The following is a 20081-nucleotide window of genomic DNA, read 5'->3' as shown; positions in this document are numbered from 1 at the left end:
TTGCCTGTGATCGAACTATGCGGCCCGACGCGCCCGTAAAGCCGTGGCTTTGTCTATGAGACGAGCGGTCATGTAAGCGAAACAGACGACTGCGCCCAGAAGCACCAGGAAGGCGGCAGGGCCATTCAGACCAATCGAACCGGCAAGCGGCTTGAAGACGCCGATCACGCCTCGGTGCAGGATGTAGACGGGATAGGAGATGTATCCGATCCACGTCGCCATCCCTTCTGCCTGGGCGGGCATCTCCAGCAAGAGGCCGAGTGTTACGATGAGCGGCGCCAGAGTGATCGCGAAGATCAGATCGTAGTAAGGCCGCAGCAATACCGGAACCGGAGCCACGATGCAGATCAGCAAAAGCAGGCAGGGCGCGAGTGCGACCCAGCCGCGCCTCCACGCCGATACGCCGTTGAACAAACGGCTGATAACCACACCTGCGGTAAAAGAGAACATCACTCGGGGCAGTCCACCCACTGCTGAAGGCCACTCCCAGCCGATATTCAACATGCCGTATTTCAGACCAACAAGGACCAAGGACGCCGCCGAGACGAGCGCAACGGCGCAGAGGGCGCGGACGGAGAGCTGGAAGAGCCACAATGCGAAGACGATATTGACCAGCAATTCCCAGAACATCGACCAGGCCGGGCCGTTGATCGGAAACATCCCTTGCATCGGATGCGCTTGAAGAAAATACATCGGGCTCGGCAGAACGAAGGTGTTTGTCGCCGTCGACACCAGCAGATCGACCGCGCTTTGGGCGCGCAGTCCCCAGCTCGTCAACAGAATGATCTGCACGAGGCCAACCGAGATCCCGATCAGATAAAGCGGATACAGGCGTTTCATGCGCGCCTTCATGAACGACTGAAATGGCAGGCCGCGCGACAGCCTTCGTCCGTAAATGTCGGCGATAATGAAGCCGCTCAGAACGAAGAAAAAGTCGACCGCCAGATAAGCCGATGGCGCATATCTCTCCTGGAAGTGCGTGGCGACAACACAAATGGCGGCAAAGCCGCGCATGGCATCGAGCGTATAGTAGCGGCTGCGGCCGCTTGTCGAAACATCTGCCCGGTGAAGCTGATGTGACGGATAATCGCGGTCGAGATCGGTCATCTTGTCGATTATCCCATGCGCTTGCGGCAGAAGGCCGTTTGGGTTGAGAGACGGGCGGCGAAACAATCCGCCGCGCTGGATATCACACAGGGGTGGCCACTGCGCCCCTGTTGCCCTTGCGCTGCCGAGCCTGCTTGATGCTGCCGATCAACACATTCAGGCGCGCCCTGCACAGCAAGAATATCAGGCTGCAGTAAGCGATCCCGCCTGCAAGGGCTTCTATAGCCAGACGTGCGTAGGGCGACCAATGAAGCAACAGTTCGTGCAGCAGCAAAACGACAGCCACCATCGCTGCACTCGCCGTGGTCGGCCGCAGGAACTGCGCCAAATATGCCGGCACACTCAGCTCTATATGCTGCGACACCTTCCAGCTGGTGATCGGCCAGAACAGCAGAACTTCGATCATGATCGCAAACACGATTGTCGTTACGCCGTAGGGGTAAAGAACTGCGATGGTCAGAAGCGTGAGAACGTTTCGAGCCAGCTGGTAGTAAAACCACCAATCCATCTCTCCCTGGCTTTTTATCAGGGATGCCTGCACGTAGCCGATGCCAGCCATCAAGCCAATCACGCAGTAGAACCGAACCGGCCAAACCGCCTCGATCCAGTGCGCCCCGAAAATCGTCGTGATCGCATCATCGGCAACTGCCGCAAGCCCGATGAAGACGGGGTAGGAAACCAGAGCACAGCCAAACGTCGCCATCAGGAATGCTTCCCGGACTTTCTTCGGATCGGCCCGCAGTGAAGACAGCAGCACGTGCGTCACCGACGTCAAGCCGCCGGCGATGACGTTGTTGATCATGTCAAACAGGCGCTTGGAAAAGTTATAGATACCGAGCGCCGATGGGCTCAGGAGCACGCCGATGAGCAAGTTGTCCAGGCTCATCGTCTGTAAAAAGCGGGTGCCGGATGCAAAGAAACCGTAGTGAAGCAGATCATTGAGGCTCGCTCTCTTTATTTTCAGGCCGGGAATCCAGCCCGCACCCCAGAAAGCGGCGCCGCACGATGCCGCTGTGGCGGCGATCTGGGCAATGGCAAGCCCCCACAAGCCGAAACCGGCGAGAACCAGAACAAGGCAAAGGCAAGCAGACGTGACGGTCGCGATGACTGTGCGGACGGCCACCAGATGGAAGGACATTTTCCTGTTGACGATCGCATTCGGAACGACGGCGGTGAAGTCGAAGAATACCTTCAATCCCATGATGTAAATGAGATAGGTGACCTCCTTATGTCCGACATAGGCCGCGATCGACGAAGCGGCCAGGCATAAGGCGCCGTAGACCAGGAACGAAAAGCCGAGCGAAAGCAGGAATATCGTATCGAGGTGGCTGCGCCTGATCTCGGCTCTCTGGATGATCGCTTCGCCAAAGGCAGTCGGTCCGAAACTCGCTGCAAACGAGACGATGCTGAAGGACAGCGCGACAAGACCGAAGTCCTGAGGCTGGAGAATACGAGACGTGACCACAAAAACAGCGAAGGTCAGGACCGTCGGAATAAGGGTACTGAGTGCCGACCAGAAGGCACCCGTTACGGCTGCGGCAGACCGGTTCTCACTGACATGGCTGAAGAGAATATCGTCGTCTTGCAAAACCGACAAACTGAGCTCCTACCGATAATCAGACTATGGAAGGTTGAGGGACCAGATCGAGGGCGGGAATACTGGGACCGACAGTCATGGGCCGGCTCGACTTGTACCAGGTGCCGCCGATCTCATAGGGCAGGCGAGACATTGCTGCGAAAATCTCGCCGGCATTCGTTGCTGTCTCCACTAGGGGGCTGTCGCCGGTCCTGCTGTTGATGAAGGCGTGCAGACTGCTTGCCTCCCGCGCAACCGCGATATGCGGCTTATTGAGCAACAGACAGAGAATATGACCATGAAGATGGTTGGTAATGATCCGCTCGGCGCCGGACAGGATCCGCACGCCGTAATCGACATATCGACGGGCGACATCCTCGCGATGCTGGGCCAGCATCGCCGTGCGGCTCAATCCATGCCGCAGCGCTGAGCTGACGATGCTCGACATGCGCAAGCGCGACAAACTGTCGGGACCATTGATCCAATTGGTCAGAGGTCCGTCAACAATCGATCGCGCTTTCGCTATATCGACATCGTCGTCCTCGCCAAGAGGCTGCATGACATACAACACCCTCAGAGGGTCGGCGTCGAAGGGCTTCAGCGTCTCGATACCGAATGCCGTGTCCGGGCCCGCCTCGACCTCACAATCGAAGTTCGCCCTTGCCAGTTCGAAGCTCTGGTCATCGCGCGTCAGGCAGAAGAAGTTGCGATGCCTGCCAATCGTGCGCTTGGCGTATTCCTTGAGCGACTCGTTGGCGAAGTGAATCCTCTGCGGCATCTGGATGATCGTCCGATCCGGATATTTCCACATCAGGCGGCAGCGAAGATCATCCCTGCCCGCCCGCAAATCCCCAAAATCACTCCACCCGCAAATGAAAATTGGAGCATCGGCCGGCGTTTCCCTTATCTCGTCTATATTTTGGGATGCACCGCAAACAAGCGCCGGCATCCTGCCCGTTACTTCCTTCAATACCTGCGACAACCCAAGCCAACTTGCATGATGCCCCGGATCTTTATTCGAAGGAAAGTCCATTATAACGTAAGGCTGTCCCGAATTTACGAACTTCCTTACTATATCAATTAACTTTTCTTTTTGTCTCTGTGTTACAACTTCGCCGAGGTGATGCATCAATACAACTTGATTCTCTAAATTTTATCAGATGACCTATATCCATCAGATGTATGAGTCAATTGGACTTGGCGCGACATAGAAGCGCACCAGATTTACATTACTTTTTCGTAATGTTAGGCATGCTGGATTTTCGGAGATGACTTCGTTCTAGCGCTCACTCTCTGAGGCGGTGGGCCACGGCTCATCCGGTCGTTGTGCCGAGCGCACTGTTGTCAGAGGCGCAGTTGGGCAGATCGGAGAGAGTCTGGACTTGAGCCCATTTTCACAACGGCTCGTTCAAAACTCGCCTTAATGGCGTGTCAAACTTTAGAGGTGCGGGAGGCTCGCATGCACGGGGGCGATGGCAAGAAGGCATTTTACCCGAACTTCAACATGATCAGGCTCGTCGCAGCCTCGACGGTGATCTTCTCGCATGCCTTCCTTATCGTGGAAAAGACCTCGGCGAACGAGCCCTTCGAGCGGTTGTTCGGAGAGGGTAATATCCTCGGCCTATTCGGCGTCTATGTGTTTTTCATCACCAGCGGCTTCCTCGTCACGCAGAGCGCGCAGTTCGGCAGCGCGGGTGGTTTTCTCTGGCGGCGGGCGCTGAGGATATACCCGGCGTTCATCGTCTGCACCCTGCTCAGCGTCTACGTCCTGGGCGCCCTGTTCAGCCCGTTGGGCGTCAGCGGCTACTTGCTGAAATCGCTTCATCTGAAGACGACGTTGCATTCGCTGCTCGACCCGAACTTTGGCATGACCCTGCCGCATGTGCAGTTTTATGATCCGGCAATCTCCTGGCTCGCCACCTCCGTCAACGGCTCTCTCTGGACGATCGGGCAGGAAATCTTCTGCTACCTGATCGTCGCGGGATTGATGGCAATCGGGCTTCTGCGAGCGCCGCTGATGGCACTTGCCGTCGCCGTGGGCGTGACATGGCAGCTTTTCTTCGATCATCCGTGGCCAAACATACGCTTCCTGACGGATTTCACCTTTATCGCTCCCTATTTCTTCTGCGGTTCGCTTCTCTGGTTCGTGATGGAAAAGCGGCAGCCCAGCATTGTCCTGGCATTGGTCTTCGCGGCGCTCGGCGTGCTCTTCCTCGTCTTCTGCCCCGGCTATCTTTACGGCCGCATGTTGTTCGCCTATCCGCTTGTCTACATCGCGACCTCGCCCTCCATTCGCCTGCCGACTCTCGAACGATTGGGCGACGTCTCCTACGGGACCTATCTCTATGGCTGGCCAGTGGAGCAGGTGATGAACCATGCCCTCGGCCAGTACAGCACGTGGTGGGCGGTCTTTGCCCTTTCGCTGCCGACATCGTGGTTGCTCGGCTGGCTTTCATGGCATCTCCTGGAAAAGCGTGCGCTGCGCCTGAAGCGCATCTCGCTCCTCCAGCGACAGCCTGTCAGCCCTTGAGAAAAGCTTGCCGACCCACAGTTCGCAGCGACGTCTGACGCTCTTGATTGTCGCAGCCGGACCTTGGCGCGTGATTGTTCTCGCTTAGCGCATCATTCCGACCTACTCCACTTGATGCATCATAATTTCCGATATACATCATTCTATCGGAAACTATGGGGAAATGATGGAACGTTCGTTTTTAACGATCGCCGCCGGCGAGAATAGTGAGGCCATTCGGGCGCTTTCGGCGCCGGCGCGGATCGAGATATTGAAGCTGCTCTGCGCCAAGGGGCCGCTCAACATCAACGATATCGCCCAGACGCTTTCCCTGCCGCAATCGACCGTCGCCACCGGTATTCAGATCCTCGAAGATGCCGGCCTCGTCGATTCCAGGCTGGCCAAGGCGCGCAAGGGCAACCAGAAGATCTGCTCGGCGGTCTATAGCGAGATCCTGATCAGTTTCGAGGAAAGTGCGGCGCAACGGGCGAACAATATCATCGAGGTCGAGATGCCGGTCGGGCTTTATACGAGCTGCGATGTGCATGCGCCCTGCGGTCTCTGCTCGACCGAGAGTGTCATCGGCCCGCTCGATGTGCCCGATTATTTCCTCGATCCGCAGCGCATGCAGGCCGGGCTCGTCTGGTTCGGCCGCGGCTATGTCGAATATAAATTTCCCAACAATGCCAAGGTGTTGAACAAGGATATCCGCGCCATCGAATTTTCGCTGGAGCTGTCGTCGGAGGTACCGGGCACCAATCCGGACTGGCCCTCCGACATCACGCTCTGGGTCAACGGCATGGCAATCGGCACCTGGACCTCGCCCGGCGATTACGGCGACAAGCGCGGCGCCTTCACGCCGGCCTGGTGGAAGCTCGAAGGTTCGCAATACGGGACGATGAAGACCTGGCGGATCTCGACGCGCGGCACCTTTATCGACGGTATCGCCGCATCGAATATCACGCTCAGCGATCTGGCGCTCGGCCAGCATTCCTCGATCCGGCTGCGCGTCGGCATCGCCGAGAATGCCGGCCACACCGGCGGCGTCAATATTTTCGGCCGCGGCTTCGGCAATCACGGCCGCGACATCACCATGCGGCTGCATGTCTGAGAAGATAATATCGGATATCCTGATTTAAAAATCGCATTTATTTCGTGTTTCAGCAGCCGCTAAATCTATTCAATATACTGAAATTAAACGGTTTTTATCGACTCCTGCATTAGTATGATTAAATCAGTCTTTTGGTTGACATCACGACATTCCTGATATCAAGTTAGAGGCAAGAAAACAAAATTCCTGATACATAAACGGGAGGATCCGTTGAAGACGAATGTCGTTGCCCACCGCGATTTCCGCATCGCGACCATTGACGCCAGGCTCTACAGCTCATTTCTCGAGCATCTCGGCAGAGCGATCTACGGCGGCATCTATGAGCCCGGACATCCCACAGCCGATGAAGACGGCTTCCGCCGCGACGTGCTCGATCTGGTGCGTGAGCTCGACACGCCCTACTGCCGTTATCCCGGCGGCAATTTCGTATCGGCCTATAATTGGGAAGATGGGGTCGGCCCACGCTCGGAGCGCCCGGTTCGCCTCGACCTTGCCTGGCGCACCCGCGAAGCCAACCAGGTCGGCGTCAACGAATTCGTCGACTGGTGCAAGAAGGCCAATACCAAGCCGATGCTCGCCGTCAATCTCGGCTCGCGCGGCCTCGATGCCGCCCGCAATTTCCTGGAATATTGCAATCATCCCGGCGGCACCTACTGGTCGGACCTGCGCCGCAAGCACGGCTGGTCCAATCCGCATGACGTGAAACTCTGGTGCCTCGGCAACGAGATGGACGGCCCCTGGCAGGTCGGCCACAAATCGGCCTATGAATATGGCCGGCTGGCCGACGAGACGGCGAAAGCCATGCGCGGCTTCGACAAATCGCTCGAGCTCGTCGTCTGCGGCTCGTCGAATTCCGACATGAAGACCTATCCGCAGTGGGAGGCCGAGGTTCTCGACCAGTGCTATGACAGCGCCGACTACATCTCGCTGCATATGTATTTCGCCAACCGCGAAAAGAACACGCTGAACTACCTTGCCCGGGCGACCAAGCTCGACCGCTACATCACCACGATCGGCGGCGTGATCGACTACATCAAGGCGAAGAAGCGCTCGAAGAAGACGATCGGCATTTCCTTCGACGAATGGAACGTCTGGTATCATTCCAACCAGCAGGACAAGGAAATCCTGGCGCGCGACGAATGGCCGGATGCGCCGCATCTGCTCGAGGACGTCTATAATTTCGAGGACGTGCTGCAGGTCGGCGGCATCCTCAACACCTTCATCCGCCGCTCCGACCGGGTGCGCATCGCCTGCATCGCCCAGCTGGTCAACGTCATCGCCCCGATCATGACCGAAGATGGTGGTGCGGCCTGGCGCCAGACGATCTATTATCCCTTCTACTACGCCTCGCGATATGGCCGCGGATCGGCGCTGCAGCTCGTCGTCGACGGCCCGAGCTATGACAGCGACGAGGAGAACGAGGTTCCCTATCTCGACGTCTCGGCCGTGCATTCCGAGGATGGCCGGTCGCTGACCTTCTTTGCCGTCAACCGCCATCCGGACACAACGCTCGATCTCGACGTGCGGCTGGAAGGTTTCGGCGGCGCCCGGCTGATCGAGCAGGTGGAGATGACCCATGGCGATCTCGAAGCCGTCAACACGGCGCGGCGGCCGGAGACGGTCGCTCCGGTGCAGGTCGAGAGCGCCAAGATCGAAGACGGACGGGTGCGGGCGGCGCTGAAGCCGCTGTCCTACAACGTCATCCGGCTGTCGGTGTGACAGTCGCAGCCGGGTAAAGACCCGGCTAGAAAATCGGCTCCCTGCGAGGAGGCAGGCAGCCGGAGGATGGTTCGCCGAAGCGCAAGGTCCACAAGCCCGCTTCTGCGAACCGACAACCGCGACATGCCCATGCGTGCCCCAGCGGCCGCCGCATCGTCGCTTACAAGGGAGGAGTTCATGCAAAAGTGGAAGAGGTTTGCATTCGGCTTCGTGCTGGCCACGCTCGGTATGACGGCCGTCGCCACCGCCGAAGATTATACTTCCTTGCCGCGCAAGGAGACGCTCATCGTTGAAAATCCGGAAGGGACGATCAAGAATCCCGGCTGGTTCAACATCTGGGTCAATGGCGGCGGCGGGGTTTCGACCGGCCTGCAACAGCTGACCATGGATACGCTCTGGTATATCGACCCTGAACAGGGGCTCGGCGGCGCGGCCTGGGACAATTCGCTCGCCGCCGACAAGCCGCAATATAATGCCGACTTCACCGAAATGACCGTGAAACTGCGCAAGGGGCTCTACTGGAGCGACGGCGTGGAATTCACCGCCGATGACGTCGTCTATACCGTCAAGACGCAGATGGACCACCCCGGCATGGTCTGGAGCGCGGCCTTCTCGGTGCAGGTGGCAAGTGTCGAGGCGACCGATCCCCAGACCGTCGTGTTCAAGCTGAAGAAGCCGAATTCGCGCTTCCACGCCATCTTCACCGTGCGCTGGAACGGCGCCTGGATTATGCCGAAGCACGTCTTCGAGAAGGTGGAGGATCCGCTCCGCTATGATTTCGCCAACCCCGTCTCGCTCGGCGCCTACAAGCTGAAGGCCTACGATCCGCAAGGCAAATGGTATACCTGGGAGAAGCGCGACGACTGGCAGCGCACTTCGCTTGCCCGCTTCGGCGAGCCGGCCCCGAAATACGTGACCTACACCGATCCCGGCCCGCCGGATAAGCGGACGATCGCCCAGCTCGAGCACAATCTCGATATCATCCACGACAACACGCCGGAGGGCATGTTCACCCTCAAGGAGAAGTCGAAGACCATCGACACCTGGTTCCCGGGCTTCCCCTTTGCCCATCCGGACCCGACGCTGCCGGCGGTGATCTTCAACACCCAGGAAGCGCCCTTCGACAATGCCGATGTGCGCTGGGCGCTGGCCCTGCTGATCGACATCAAGGCCGTCGACATGGCGAGCTACCGCGGCGCGGCGACGCTGTCGGCACTCGGCGTGCCGCCGACGGCGGCCACGATGAAAGACTATCAGGCGCCGATGCAGGACTGGCTGAAGGATTTCGAGATCGATACCGGCAAGAGCAAGATCAAGCCCTATGACCCGACGGTCGGGCAGCAGATCGCCGATATCCTGCGCAAGCAGCCGAAGTTCAAGGACCAGATCCCGACAGATCCGGAAGCGATCAGCGGTGCCTTCGGCTATGGCTGGTGGAAACCGAATCCGAAAGCGGCCGGCGAACTGCTGGAAAAGGCAGGCTTCAAGAAATCCGGCGGCAAATGGCTGACCCCCGATGGACAGCCCTTCAAGATCCGGATGACGGTCGAAGGCGATACACGCTCGGTCTTCACCCGCGCCGGCACGCTGATTGCCCAGCAATGGGCGGCCTTCGGCATCGACGCGAAAGCCGTGCCGGCCGCGAAGCTGTGGCAGACGGCGCTGCAGCCCGGCGACTTCCAGGTGGCGATCGCCTGGAGCGTCGAAACCTGGGGCGGCGATCCCGACCTCTCCTTCTTCCTCGACAGCTGGCATTCGCAGTTCGTCGCCAAGAAGGGTGAGGTTCAGCCGCCGCGCAACTGGCAGCGCTGGTCCAATCCGGAGCTCGACAAGATCATCGAGAGCATCCGCGGCATCAGCGCCGACGATCCCAAGGGCATGGAGCTCGGCAAGGATTATCTGAAGCTGGTCGCCAAAGAAATGCCGACGATCCCGCTGATGTCCTATAACGTCTTCACCTCGATGGATACGACCTATTGGACCGGCTATCCGACGATCAAGGACCCCTATACGGATCCGGTGCCGAACTGGGCGAACTCGAGGTTGATGATGGTCAAGCTGAAGCCGGCTCAATCGCAATAACCCTCCCAACGCCGGCGCGGCAGCCATCGCGCCGGCCCCCTCATCGACGGGCATGAGCCCCAGCTGCCATGCTCGTCGATCCTTTCAAGAAGGGAAGCAGAGAGGAACCACTGCCTTATGACGCCCTATCTGATCTTTGTGCTGAAGCGGTTTGGTCAGTTTCTGCTCGTCGTCTTTCTCGGCGTGACGATCACCTTCTTCGTCACCCACCTGACCCCGATCGATCCGGTCGAAGAAAGCATAGGCGCCATCACCCAGATGGGTCAGTCCGATCCCAATGCAATCGAGCTGATGCGCCAGTCGCTGCGCGAGCTCTATGGAATGCAGGGCTCGATCTGGCAGCAATATCTGCATTTCTGGCTGCGGCTGGCGACCGGCGATCTCGGCCCCTCGCTCTCGGCCTTCCCGACCCCCGTTTCGACCATCATCCTGCGCTCGCTGCCCTGGACGATCGGGCTGATGACGGTGTCGACGCTGATCACCTTCGTGCTCGGCAATGCGATCGGCGCGCTCGCCGGCTATTACCGCAAGGACATGGTGCTGAAGGCCGTCAGCCTCGTCTTCATCGCGCTGCTGCCCATTCCCTATTACATCCTCGCCTTCGTGCTGCTCATCGTCTTCGGCTTCATCTGGCCGGTGCTGCCGATCAATGGCGGCTATGAGATGAACGCCAATCTGGACCTCTCCTTTGCCCTGGTCACCGACATCCTCAAACACTCCATCCTGCCGGCCCTTTCGCTGATCCTGGTCGGCGCCGGCAGCTGGCTGATCGGCATGCGGGCGCTGGTTTCCAACATCATCACCGACGATTATGTCGTCTTTGCCGAGCTTGGCGGCGTGCCGAAGGGCAAGATCCTGCGCTCCTACATCGCCCGCAATGCCATGGTGCCGCAATTCACCGGGCTTGCCATGTCGCTCGGCGCGATTTTCAACGGCACCGTCATCACCGAAATCGTCTTCGGCTATCCCGGCATCGGCAATCTGCTGATCGAAGCGGTGCATGCCGGCGACTACAGCCTGGTGCTCGGCCTCAGCGCCCTGTCGATCGTCGGTGTTGCCGCCGCCGTCTTCATCATCGACGTGCTGAGCCCGCTGATCGATCCGCGCATCAAGGTGGAATAGGCCATGTTTACCATCATCCGCGACCTCGCCCGCCAGAATATGGAATTCCTCTGCGGCCTGCTGCTCTTTGCCGTCATCGTCGGCCTGGTGATCCTGTCCTATTTCTCGCCCTATGGCGCCACCGACATCTACCTCCTGCCGCCCGATATGCCGCCGGACGGCGAATATTGGCTCGGCACGACTTCGCGCGGCCAGGATGTGTTCTGGCAGCTGACGATCGGGCTGCGCAATACGCTCTATTTCGGCATCGGCGTCGCCTTTCTCTCGCGCATCATCTCGCTGGTTGTCGGGCTGGTCGCCGGTTATGCCGGCGGGGCGGTCGACCGGGTGCTGATGGCGATCAACGACAGCGTCATGGTCATCCCGCAATTTCCGCTGCTGATCCTTTTCTATTTCGTGCTGAAGGACAACATGACCTGGGTGGCGCTGATCGTCATCATGGCCTCGCTCGGCTGGTCCTATGACGCGCGGCTGATCCGCTCGGTGGCGCTCGGCCTGAAGAGCCGGCCCTTTACCACCCAGAGCGTCTATTCCGGCATGACGATGCGCAAGATCCTGGTCGAGGAGCACCTGCCCTATGTGCTGCCGATCGTCTTTGCCACGACGATGAACAACATGATCTGGTCGATTGGCATGGAGATCACCCTTTCGGTGCTCGGTTTCACCGATATCGAGACGCCGACCATGGGCATGATGATCTACTGGGCCAATGCGCATTCGGCGCTGATCTCGGGCATCTGGTGGTGGGTCGCCGCCCCCGTCGCCGTCATCGTCATTCTCTTCCTGGCGCTCTTCCTGCTGTCCATGTCGATGAACGAATACAATGATCCGCGCAGCCGGCTGAACCGGATGGGAAGTTAGCATGGAGAATCTGGTCGAAATCGACAACCTGAAAGCCTATTACCGCGCCTTCCTCTATGGCGTCGATCGCGAGGTGCGGGCCGTCGACGACATCAGCCTGACGATCCGCCGCGGCGAGGTCTATGGCGTCGCCGGTGAATCGAGCAGCGGCAAGACAACGCTGATCAAGACCATCGCCGGCGCCATCCGGCCGCCGCTCCGGGTCGTCTCCGGCAGCGTCAAGTTCCACTTCGGCGGCGGCACCCAGGATCTCTATGCGATGACGCCGGAGGAGCGCGTGGCGCTGCGCTGGAAGCATCTCTCCTATATCATGCAGGGCTCGATGAATGTGCTGAACCCGGTGCGCCGGATCCGCCATTCCTTCACCGATTTCGCCTTTCGCCACATGAAGGTGAGCAAATCAATTTTCTTCGAGAAGGTCGCGAACCACCTGGAGAGGCTGAAGCTCGATCCGCAGCTGCTCGACGCCTATCCGCACGAACTCTCCGGCGGCATGCGCCAGCGCATGACCATCGCGCTCGCCACCATCCTGACGCCGGAATTCATCATCGCCGACGAGCCGACGACGGCGCTCGACGTCATCGTCCAGCGCGACGTGCTGCAGATGATCCGCGACATCCAGCGCGAGATGGGCTCGTCCTTCCTGTTCGTCACCCACGACATGGGCGTCCACGCCACCGTCTCCGATCGTATCGGCATCGTCTATGCCGGGCGTCTCGTCGAAGAAGCGCCGACCGCCAAGCTCTTCAGCATGCCGCTCCACCCCTATACCCAGCATCTGGTCGGCAGCCTGCCGCGCATCGGAGATGCCTCGACGCGGCCGTCGCTGGAGGGCCGTCCGCCGAACCTCGCCATGCCGCCGGAAGGCTGCCGTTTTCACCCGCGCTGTCCAAAGCGGATGGACATCTGCTCGCAGAAGGTGCCGCCGCTCGTCACCGTCGAGCCTGGGCGGCGGGTGGCCTGTTTTGCAGTTACGGGAGATCAGCTTTGACGGCTCTGCTTCACCTCTCGCATGTCACGAAGATCTACCGCCAGGGCGGCATGCTCGGCCGGCGGCTGATCACCGCGGTCAACGATGTCAGCTTCGAAGTCGGAGCGGAACCGGAGATCTTGTCGATCGTCGGCGAATCCGGCTCGGGCAAATCGACGATCGCGGCGATGATCCTGGGTCAGACCGAACCGACGGAAGGGCGGCTGGAATTTGCCGGCAAAACCGTCTCCATTCACAGCCGATCCGAACGCAAGGCGTTCATGAAGGAGGTCCAGCCGGTCCTGCAGAACCCGTTCGAAGCTTTCAATCCGCTGAAACGGGTCGATCGCTACCTCTTCGAGACGGCCCGCAATTTCTCCGCCTCGGGCAAGCGGCCGGACCGCAAAGAGGCGGAGCGCATGGCCGATGCCGCCCTGGTGCATGTCGGCTTGACGCTCGAAGAGGTGAAGGGCCGCTTTCCGCACGAACTCTCCGGCGGCCAGCTTCAGCGCATCGCCATCGCCCGCGCGCTGATCCCGCAACCCCGCCTGCTGGTCGCCGACGAGCCGGTCTCGATGGTCGACGCGTCGCTGCGAATGGCAATCGTCAACCTGTTCGGCCGCCTGAAAAACGAACTCGGCCTTTCGATCATCTACATCACCCACGACCTCGCCACCGCCTATTACATCAGCGACAACATCATTATCATGCGCAAGGGCGAAATCGTCGAACGCGGCCAGGCCCGCCCCGTGCTCGACAATCCGCAGCATCCCTATTCTCGGGCTCTGAAGGATGCGGTGCTGGCGGCGGATTTTAGTGTGGCGGTGTAAGTGGTGGGAGGTGGGCGCGCGCAATAGATGCGGGAAATGGTGCCAAGAAAGCGCTTTCGTTTCTGCCACTGCAATTCCAGGGAAAGTGTGAAGCGGTTTCCGTCCGGAAGTGCGTAAAAACAAAACTTGGAGCGGTCCTGCGTTTCCATGAAAGCTGAACCGCTCTAGCTTTGAAGCGGAAATTTCGGTGGCGGTCGCCGCTGCAGTTGAGGCAGGTGCTAGGTAGCCTACATGCCGACGGTGTGCTATTCTGTCGGTAAATATTAAGGTGAAGCTATGCGCCGGTTTCTTACATCGGTAGCGTTGTTTTTATCAGCGACCGCGGCGGCCGCGGGTGATCTATTGTTCGATGCCGTTTCAGCCGGAAACACCGTTGCTGTGGAGCAACTTTTAGCTTCGGGTGCCGATGTCAACAGCCGCACTCGCGATCAGGCGACACCACTCATCAACGCCGCGATTGCAAAGCAGCTTGCCGTTGCCGAGTTGTTAATAAAAAGAAATGCCGATGTTATGGCAAGGAATTCAGGCGGCTTTACGCCCCTTCACGCTGCGGCATTTTCGGGCAGCGTACCCATCAGCAAACTGCTCCTAGACCACGGAGCAATTCTCGACGATGCGTCCAATAAAGCGGGTGTTACCCCGCTCATGGTTGCGGGTGAAGAGAACCACGTCGATCTTGCTGAGTTCTTGTTGGCTAAGGGAGCTGATGTGGGCCACGTAGAGGTTCACGGCTACGCGCCGATCACGAGGGCCATATGGAAGGGCAATTTCGATATCGTCCGGCTATTCAAACAGCATGGCGTGACGTGTCCTCCGCTCAGCGTCCTCGGCGAGGAGGAATTTTACGCGAAGTGCATGGAAATTCACGAATGAACAGGAGGCGAAGATGCACTCTGGAAGCAGAACACAATGCATTGGTCGCTCTTTGGCGATGATCGGTCTCGCTGTCGTACCGGTTGTCGGTGGATCGCCGGCGGTGGCCGACGACTCGGTAAACACGGGGTACTTCGGCGGTGTCGCAATCATGGGATACGACACGGTCGCCTACTTTACCGAAGGCAAAGCGACGAAAGGTTCGGAAAAAAACTCCTACGAGTGGATGGGAACGCCTTGGCATTTCGCCAATGCCAAACACCGCGAGATGTTTATGAGCGAACCGCTCAAATACGCGCCTCAGTACGGCGGCTATTGCACGGGCGAGGTGAGCGACGGGTCAGTCACGGTCAACATCGACCCAGAAGCCTTCAAGATCGTCGAGGGCAAGCTTTACCTGATGTACGACAAGGCGCATGGGGAGGGGTTTGCCGCCCATCCGGCGGACACCGTGGCCAAGGCCGATGCCAAATGGCCGAAGGTCGCCGCCGATCTCGAGCTGGATCAGTATCACTGACCGCGAACGGCTTCTATTTGGCAGCCGAAAAATAGAAGACCTTGGTCGAGTTCACATAAGCGTAGGTGGTTTCGTCGGTCGGGTTTGCGTGTCTGTAGACCGGTCCGCAATCGGGCTGGCCAAATGCGTTTTCGCTCTGCTCGCAAAGGAGGTCGCCTTTGACAGAAACCGTCTCGGTCATCATCTGAGTTGCCGAGCGGAATGCCGCCTTGCCGTCCATCTGGACCTGCATGATCGCAAGGCTCTCGGACGGCTCGGTCTTTCCCCGCAGAAGTTTGCCCATGACGGTGGCCGCGATCTCGGTACCCTTCAACCGAGATTGCTCGTCCCCGTGGAAGCCGAAGGGCCATTCAGGCAGCCCGGCCTCGCGCAGCGCGTCTAGGATAAATGCCAAATCCTCTTTCCTGAAATGGGCATTGCCGATCCGCCACGCTGCCAGGGAGTCGCGCGCCCCGAGAAGGCGTTCGGCCTCGGCCACAGTCGCTCGAGCCTCATCAATGCGACCGACACGGACATAGGCCATGGCGAGTGCGGTAACAAACTCGCCGTTGCCTTGAGAGCCGTAACCAGCGCGCTTGAGACTGTCTATCGCCTTATCGTAGTCGTGTTGCAGATAAAAAACCATGCCAGCCGTGTATCGGTCGATGGCGGAGGGGTTCGGGTCGTACCTGAGCGCCGTCTCGACAGCCGCGGCGGCGTCGGCGTGATTGCCCCAGACCAATTGAACATATGCGACCGCCATATGGGCTTCGGCATTGGCGGCACCAAGCGACACGGCCTTTTGTGCCGAGGCGATTGCCTGCTCGTAACGTCGGTCTACAGCCTGCATGATGGCGAGAACCGCGTAGGGTGACGGAAGTTCGGGGTCGAGGGCAAGGGCGCGACTAGCCTTCTCGTAGGCTCTTTTTCGCGCCAGGGCGCTCTGGAGGACGTCGTCATATGCGCTTCGCCAGACAAAGGACGTCGCGCGCGCATCGGACGCGAAGGCTTCGGCAAACCCGCCGTCCAGTGCCTCGGCCTTGTCAAAGAGCCCCAATGCCTCGAGCATCAGAGAACGGCGTCCGGTACGGGCGGCCTGCTCGGCACGCAGATAATAATCATATGCCTCGAGATTGGTGGTCGGAGGACGGGCGATGCGCTCGGTCTCGCTTCGAGTCAGTTTCAGACCGAGCGCATCGGCGATCTGTCTGCCCATCGCGTCCTGCACGGCAAACACCTCCGCCGCGCTGCGGTCAAACCGATTGGCCCACAGATGGTCGCCGCTCGAGGTATCGATCAGTTGCGCGTTGACACGGATCAGATCGCCGCTCCGCTGCACGCTGCCCTCAACGACGAAGCGCACGCCGAGGTCACGTCGTATCTCCTCCAGGACGTGCGGCTTACCTTTGTAAGTAAACACGGAATTCTGGGAGATGACGTCAAGGTTCGAAAGCCTGGCGAGATCGGTAATCAGGTTGTCGGTAATGCCATCGGCGAAATAATCCTGGGTTTGGTCACTCAAATTGGCGAAGGGCAGGACCGCGATCGATGCGCGTTGTTTATGCGGCCATTGCCATGCGAAGAAGGTCGCACTGGCAGCGATCAATAGTCCTACCAGCGCTAACAGCGCCATATCCCGGGGCCGTGCCCGAGAGGAGAAGACGACTTTGCCGGTGTGGGCTGGGTCGAGCAGGACGCAATACACGCGAACCGGGTCCGCTATGTTTTTCAGTCGATGTTCGCCAAGCGCCGAGAAACCGACATCGACCTTGTGCGCGACGTGGTCGAATGCGGTACCGGAAATGAAAATTCCGCCAGGTTCGGTAATCCCCTGCAAACGGGCGGCAATGTTGACGCCGTCGCCATAGATGTCATCGCCTTCAACAATAATGTCGCCGAGATTGATCCCGATGCGAAACCGAATGCGCTGTTCCGCAGGAAGTCCCGAGTCTCTGCCGGACATTCCCCGCTGGATTACGGCCGCGCATTGAACCGCGTCCACAACGCTAGCAAACTCGACCAGCGCCCCGTCACCCATGAGTTTGATGATCCGGCCATGGTGCTCTTCGATGGCGGAATCGACCAGTTCCCGACGGCAGGCCTTCAACCGCTCAAGCGTGCCGCCCTCATCCGCGCCCATGAGACGACTATAGCCTACCACGTCCGCGGAAAGTATCGCAGCGAGACGCCTCTCCATTTCTCAGCCCACCCTTTCGATACAGGGAGCTGGACATCTTACCACGCCCGAGGGCGCGCTGGCACCGGACTCGGGTTTTTATCGGCAGGCGTTGCGGCCCTTTGAGACAGGAGGCGTTCGTCGGTAATTCCTCAGGAGGCGGATGCGATCTTCACATTCCCGCCATGTCCGCCTCCCCCAAAGACCCGGCGTTCGCCGAAGGAGGAGCGGATCTGCCCATGGGGGCCGGGCAGGCCGATCTCGGGGAAAAGCAACTCGGAAACCCGGTAGGCTTCTTCCAGATGCGGATAGCCGGAGGCGATAACGGTATCGATTCCGAGCTCCTGATATTCCCTCAAACGTTCCGCGATCGTTTTCGGAGATCCGACCAGCGCGGTTCCCGCGCCGGTGCGGACGAGACCGATCCCGGCCCAGAGATTGGGAGAGACTTCGAGCTTGTCGCGGCGCCCCTGATGCAGGGCGACCATGCGCGCCTGGCCGACCGAATCCGAGCTCTTGGCGAACACCTCCTGCGCTGCGGCAATCGTTTCGTCGGAAAGCTTGGAAATCAGCCGGTCGGCCGCAGCCCAGGCCTCTTCATCGGTCTCGCGAACGATGAAGTGAAGACGGATGCCGAAGGTAACGTGCTTGCCCAGCGCGGCGGCGGCATTGCGAACCTTGGCAATCTTCTCTGCCACTTGCGCCGGCGGTTCGCCCCAGGTCAGGTACTTATCGGTGATGCCGCCGGAAAACGCGATCGCAGCGTCGGACGATCCGCCGAAATAGAGCGGAGGGCGCGGTTCCTGTAGGGGCGGCAGGCCAAGTCTCGCATCGATGGCCTTGATATACTTGCCGTCGAGGTTGGCCTTGCCGGTCTCGACCAGCGAGTTGAACACTTGGAAGAACTCGCCGGCATGATCGTAGCGTTCGTCATGCGGCAGGAAAATGCCGTCACCGGCGAGCTCCTGGGCACTGCCGCCGACCACGATGTTAATCAGCAGGCGGCCGTTGGAAACGCGGTCGAGCGTTGCAGCGAGGCGCGCATAATAGGCCGGCGATGCCGTGCCCGGCCGAATGGCCACCAGAAATTTCAGTCGCTCGGTATGAGCGGCGAGATCCGCGGCCAGAATGAAGGATTCCTCGCACGCCGCACCCGTCGGGATAAGCACGCCGGAATATCCCAGCCGGTCGGCAGCCTTCGCGATCTCGCGGAAATAGCCGGGATCCGCCGGGCGACTGAGATCGTCCGACCCCAGATACGCACCGTCGCCGGACGAGGGGATGAACCATAGAAAGTCGAGAGGCTTGTCGATTGCCATTATTCCATTCCTGTCAAAGCGGCAGCCGTTGCCGATTGCCCCGAGATTGTGAAATTCCAAAAAATCAGAGGGCGCCGTGCCGCGGGGGCAGGATGCCGTTCAGATAGAAGTTTCCGATATGGTGGTATTTCCAGCGCACCGGATCATGCAGCGAATGCGTCCGGGCATTGCGCCAGAAGCGGTCGAGCCCATAGTTTTCGAGCGTCGAACGCGCGCCACCGAACTCGATCAGCTTGGTGGCGGCAAGCTGCGCCACCTCCGTCGCGAGCGCCTTGACCTCCGCGACGGCGATCGATGCCTGCGCTACGCTCGCCGCCGTCGGTTCTGCAGTGGCGCGGTCGACAATGCGGCCGGCCCTTGCAAGCAGCGCATCGACCGCATGCACTCTGATCGCCACGTCGCCGACGCCGTGTATGGTGTGCGGATCCTCATAACCGTGCTCGATCGCCAGTTCGAAAAATGGCCGCGCATGAGCCCGAACGTAGGAAATCGTTTCGGCGAGCGCCCCGCGCGCGATGCCGACCTGCACGGCGGCATGGATGATCTGCGCGAAAGGACCCATCGGCGTCGGCTGTTCGAAGCTTCCATCATGGTCGACGATCTGGAACGGCGTCACCTCGACGTCGTCGAAGGTCACGGTGCCGCTGCCCGTCGAACGCTGCCCGAAGGACGACCAGTCGTCGACGAAGTCGAGCCCCGGAGTCGCCCGGTCGATGAAGACCAGATGGACGCGGCCGTTCGGTCCCTTCGCCACGGCGACGACGATATGGGCGAAGAGGGAGCCGGTCGCGTAAAACTTCTGCCCGTTCAGGTAGAGCTTTCCGTTGCGATCGGCGAAATGCGTCCTGAAGTCGACCGGCGTCTTCGTGCCGATCTCTGTGAAGGCATTGCCAAGGCGGTCACCTTCCAGCACGCGCCGGAAATAGAGCTGCTTCTGCTCCTCGCTGCCGTTCAGCCGCAGCGCCTCCAGCATGTAGAAATGGTTCTGCGGGATCTGCCCGATCGAGGAATCCGCAGCCGAGATGATGGCGGTAACCTCGGCCAGCGTCACCGCCGAAACGCCGGCGCCGCCATAGGCTTTCGGGATGCCGATTGCCCAAAGACCGCTCTGCGAGAAGCGGTCGATCTCGGCGAGCGGAAGGCGCCGTTCGCGGTCCCGCTGGGCGGCACCGACCGCGAATTCAAGCGCAAGGTCTTTGGCGATCCGGATGGCCTCCGCATCATCGCGGATGACATGGGCCAGGCTCCGACGCGTGGCGATGTGCGGCGCAGGACGGCCGGCGGTGAGCGCGGCCTCCCGGTGCAGCTTGCGATCATTCGTGCTCATCTT

General features: G+C 59.8%; 16 protein-coding genes. 10 read left to right on the top strand and 6 right to left on the bottom strand.

What is annotated here, in order from left to right; all coding sequences use genetic code 11:
* Positions 1 to 15: 15 nt before the first annotated feature.
* The 3 genes from AMK02_RS28490 to AMK02_RS28480 form a co-directional block, all read right to left on the bottom strand.
* Positions 16 to 1107 carry an acyltransferase family protein gene (locus AMK02_RS28490; RefSeq protein WP_064808347.1) on the bottom strand — a complete coding sequence of 364 codons (1092 nt, stop codon included), beginning with the start codon at positions 1105 to 1107 and terminating at the stop codon, positions 16 to 18.
* A gap of 82 nt (positions 1108 to 1189) precedes the next feature.
* Positions 1190 to 2704 carry a lipopolysaccharide biosynthesis protein gene (locus AMK02_RS28485; RefSeq protein WP_064808345.1) on the bottom strand — a complete coding sequence of 505 codons (1515 nt, stop codon included), beginning with the start codon at positions 2702 to 2704 and terminating at the stop codon, positions 1190 to 1192.
* Positions 2705 to 2723: 19 nt separating this feature from the next.
* Positions 2724 to 3812: a polysaccharide pyruvyl transferase family protein gene (locus tag AMK02_RS28480; protein WP_064808343.1), complete on the bottom strand. Its 1089-nt coding sequence runs from the start codon at positions 3810 to 3812 to the stop codon at positions 2724 to 2726.
* Between the two features lie 330 nt (positions 3813 to 4142).
* On the opposite strand from AMK02_RS28480, the gene AMK02_RS28475 reads away from it, so the two are divergent.
* The 10 genes from AMK02_RS28475 (at position 4143) to AMK02_RS28430 (ending at position 15277) form a co-directional block, all read left to right on the top strand.
* A complete protein-coding gene (locus AMK02_RS28475) occupies positions 4143 to 5213 on the top strand; it encodes an acyltransferase family protein (protein ID WP_064808341.1) in 1071 nt (356 codons plus the stop codon).
* Positions 5214 to 5376: 163 nt separating this feature from the next.
* Positions 5377 to 6303 carry an ArsR/SmtB family transcription factor gene (locus tag AMK02_RS28470; RefSeq protein WP_183701363.1) on the top strand — a complete coding sequence of 309 codons (927 nt, stop codon included), beginning with the start codon at positions 5377 to 5379 and terminating at the stop codon, positions 6301 to 6303.
* 210 nt (positions 6304 to 6513) lie between these two features.
* Positions 6514 to 8022 carry an arabinosylfuranosidase ArfA gene (arfA, locus tag AMK02_RS28465; RefSeq protein ID WP_064808339.1) on the top strand — a complete coding sequence of 503 codons (1509 nt, stop codon included), beginning with the start codon at positions 6514 to 6516 and terminating at the stop codon, positions 8020 to 8022.
* A gap of 177 nt (positions 8023 to 8199) precedes the next feature.
* Positions 8200 to 10104, top strand: coding sequence for an ABC transporter substrate-binding protein (locus AMK02_RS28460; protein ID WP_064808337.1), 1905 nt, complete (start codon positions 8200 to 8202; stop codon positions 10102 to 10104).
* 117 nt (positions 10105 to 10221) lie between these two features.
* Positions 10222 to 11226: an ABC transporter permease gene (locus AMK02_RS28455; protein ID WP_064808335.1), complete on the top strand. Its 1005-nt coding sequence runs from the start codon at positions 10222 to 10224 to the stop codon at positions 11224 to 11226.
* Between the two features lie 3 nt (positions 11227 to 11229).
* Positions 11230 to 12087, top strand: a complete 858-nt coding sequence (locus AMK02_RS28450) for an ABC transporter permease (RefSeq protein ID WP_064808333.1) — start codon at positions 11230 to 11232, stop codon at positions 12085 to 12087.
* A gap of 1 nt (position 12088) precedes the next feature.
* Positions 12089 to 13078, top strand: a complete 990-nt coding sequence (locus AMK02_RS28445; protein ID WP_064808331.1) for an ABC transporter ATP-binding protein — start codon at positions 12089 to 12091, stop codon at positions 13076 to 13078.
* Positions 13075 to 13887 (top strand): ABC transporter ATP-binding protein, encoded by an 813-nt coding sequence (locus AMK02_RS28440; protein ID WP_064808330.1) that lies wholly within the window; start codon positions 13075 to 13077, stop codon positions 13885 to 13887. Before AMK02_RS28445 ends, AMK02_RS28440 begins: the two co-directional genes overlap by 4 nt.
* Positions 13888 to 14163: 276 nt before the next feature.
* A complete protein-coding gene (locus AMK02_RS28435) occupies positions 14164 to 14760 on the top strand; it encodes an ankyrin repeat domain-containing protein (RefSeq protein WP_016736606.1) in 597 nt (198 codons plus the stop codon).
* A gap of 13 nt (positions 14761 to 14773) precedes the next feature.
* Positions 14774 to 15277: a YHS domain-containing (seleno)protein gene (locus AMK02_RS28430; protein WP_269465935.1), complete on the top strand. Its 504-nt coding sequence runs from the start codon at positions 14774 to 14776 to the stop codon at positions 15275 to 15277.
* A 13-nt stretch (positions 15278 to 15290) separates the two neighbouring features.
* On the opposite strand, the gene AMK02_RS28425 is transcribed toward AMK02_RS28430, so the two are convergent.
* The 3 genes from AMK02_RS28425 to AMK02_RS28415 form a co-directional block, all read right to left on the bottom strand.
* Complete coding sequence (locus tag AMK02_RS28425) at positions 15291 to 17453, bottom strand: adenylate/guanylate cyclase domain-containing protein (protein WP_064808329.1); 2163 nt, start codon at positions 17451 to 17453, stop codon at positions 15291 to 15293.
* A gap of 131 nt (positions 17454 to 17584) precedes the next feature.
* Complete coding sequence (gene ssuD / locus AMK02_RS28420) at positions 17585 to 18754, bottom strand: FMNH2-dependent alkanesulfonate monooxygenase (protein WP_145924262.1); 1170 nt, start codon at positions 18752 to 18754, stop codon at positions 17585 to 17587.
* 61 nt (positions 18755 to 18815) lie between these two features.
* Positions 18816 to 20078, bottom strand: a complete 1263-nt coding sequence (locus AMK02_RS28415) for an SfnB family sulfur acquisition oxidoreductase (protein WP_064808326.1) — start codon at positions 20076 to 20078, stop codon at positions 18816 to 18818.
* Positions 20079 to 20081: the final 3 nt, after the last annotated feature.

The organism is Rhizobium sp. N731 (assembly GCF_001664145.1).
In the GTDB taxonomy this organism is placed as follows: Bacteria; Pseudomonadota; Alphaproteobacteria; order Rhizobiales; family Rhizobiaceae; genus Rhizobium; species Rhizobium esperanzae.
This window is presented reverse-complemented; position numbering and strand designations above follow the sequence as displayed.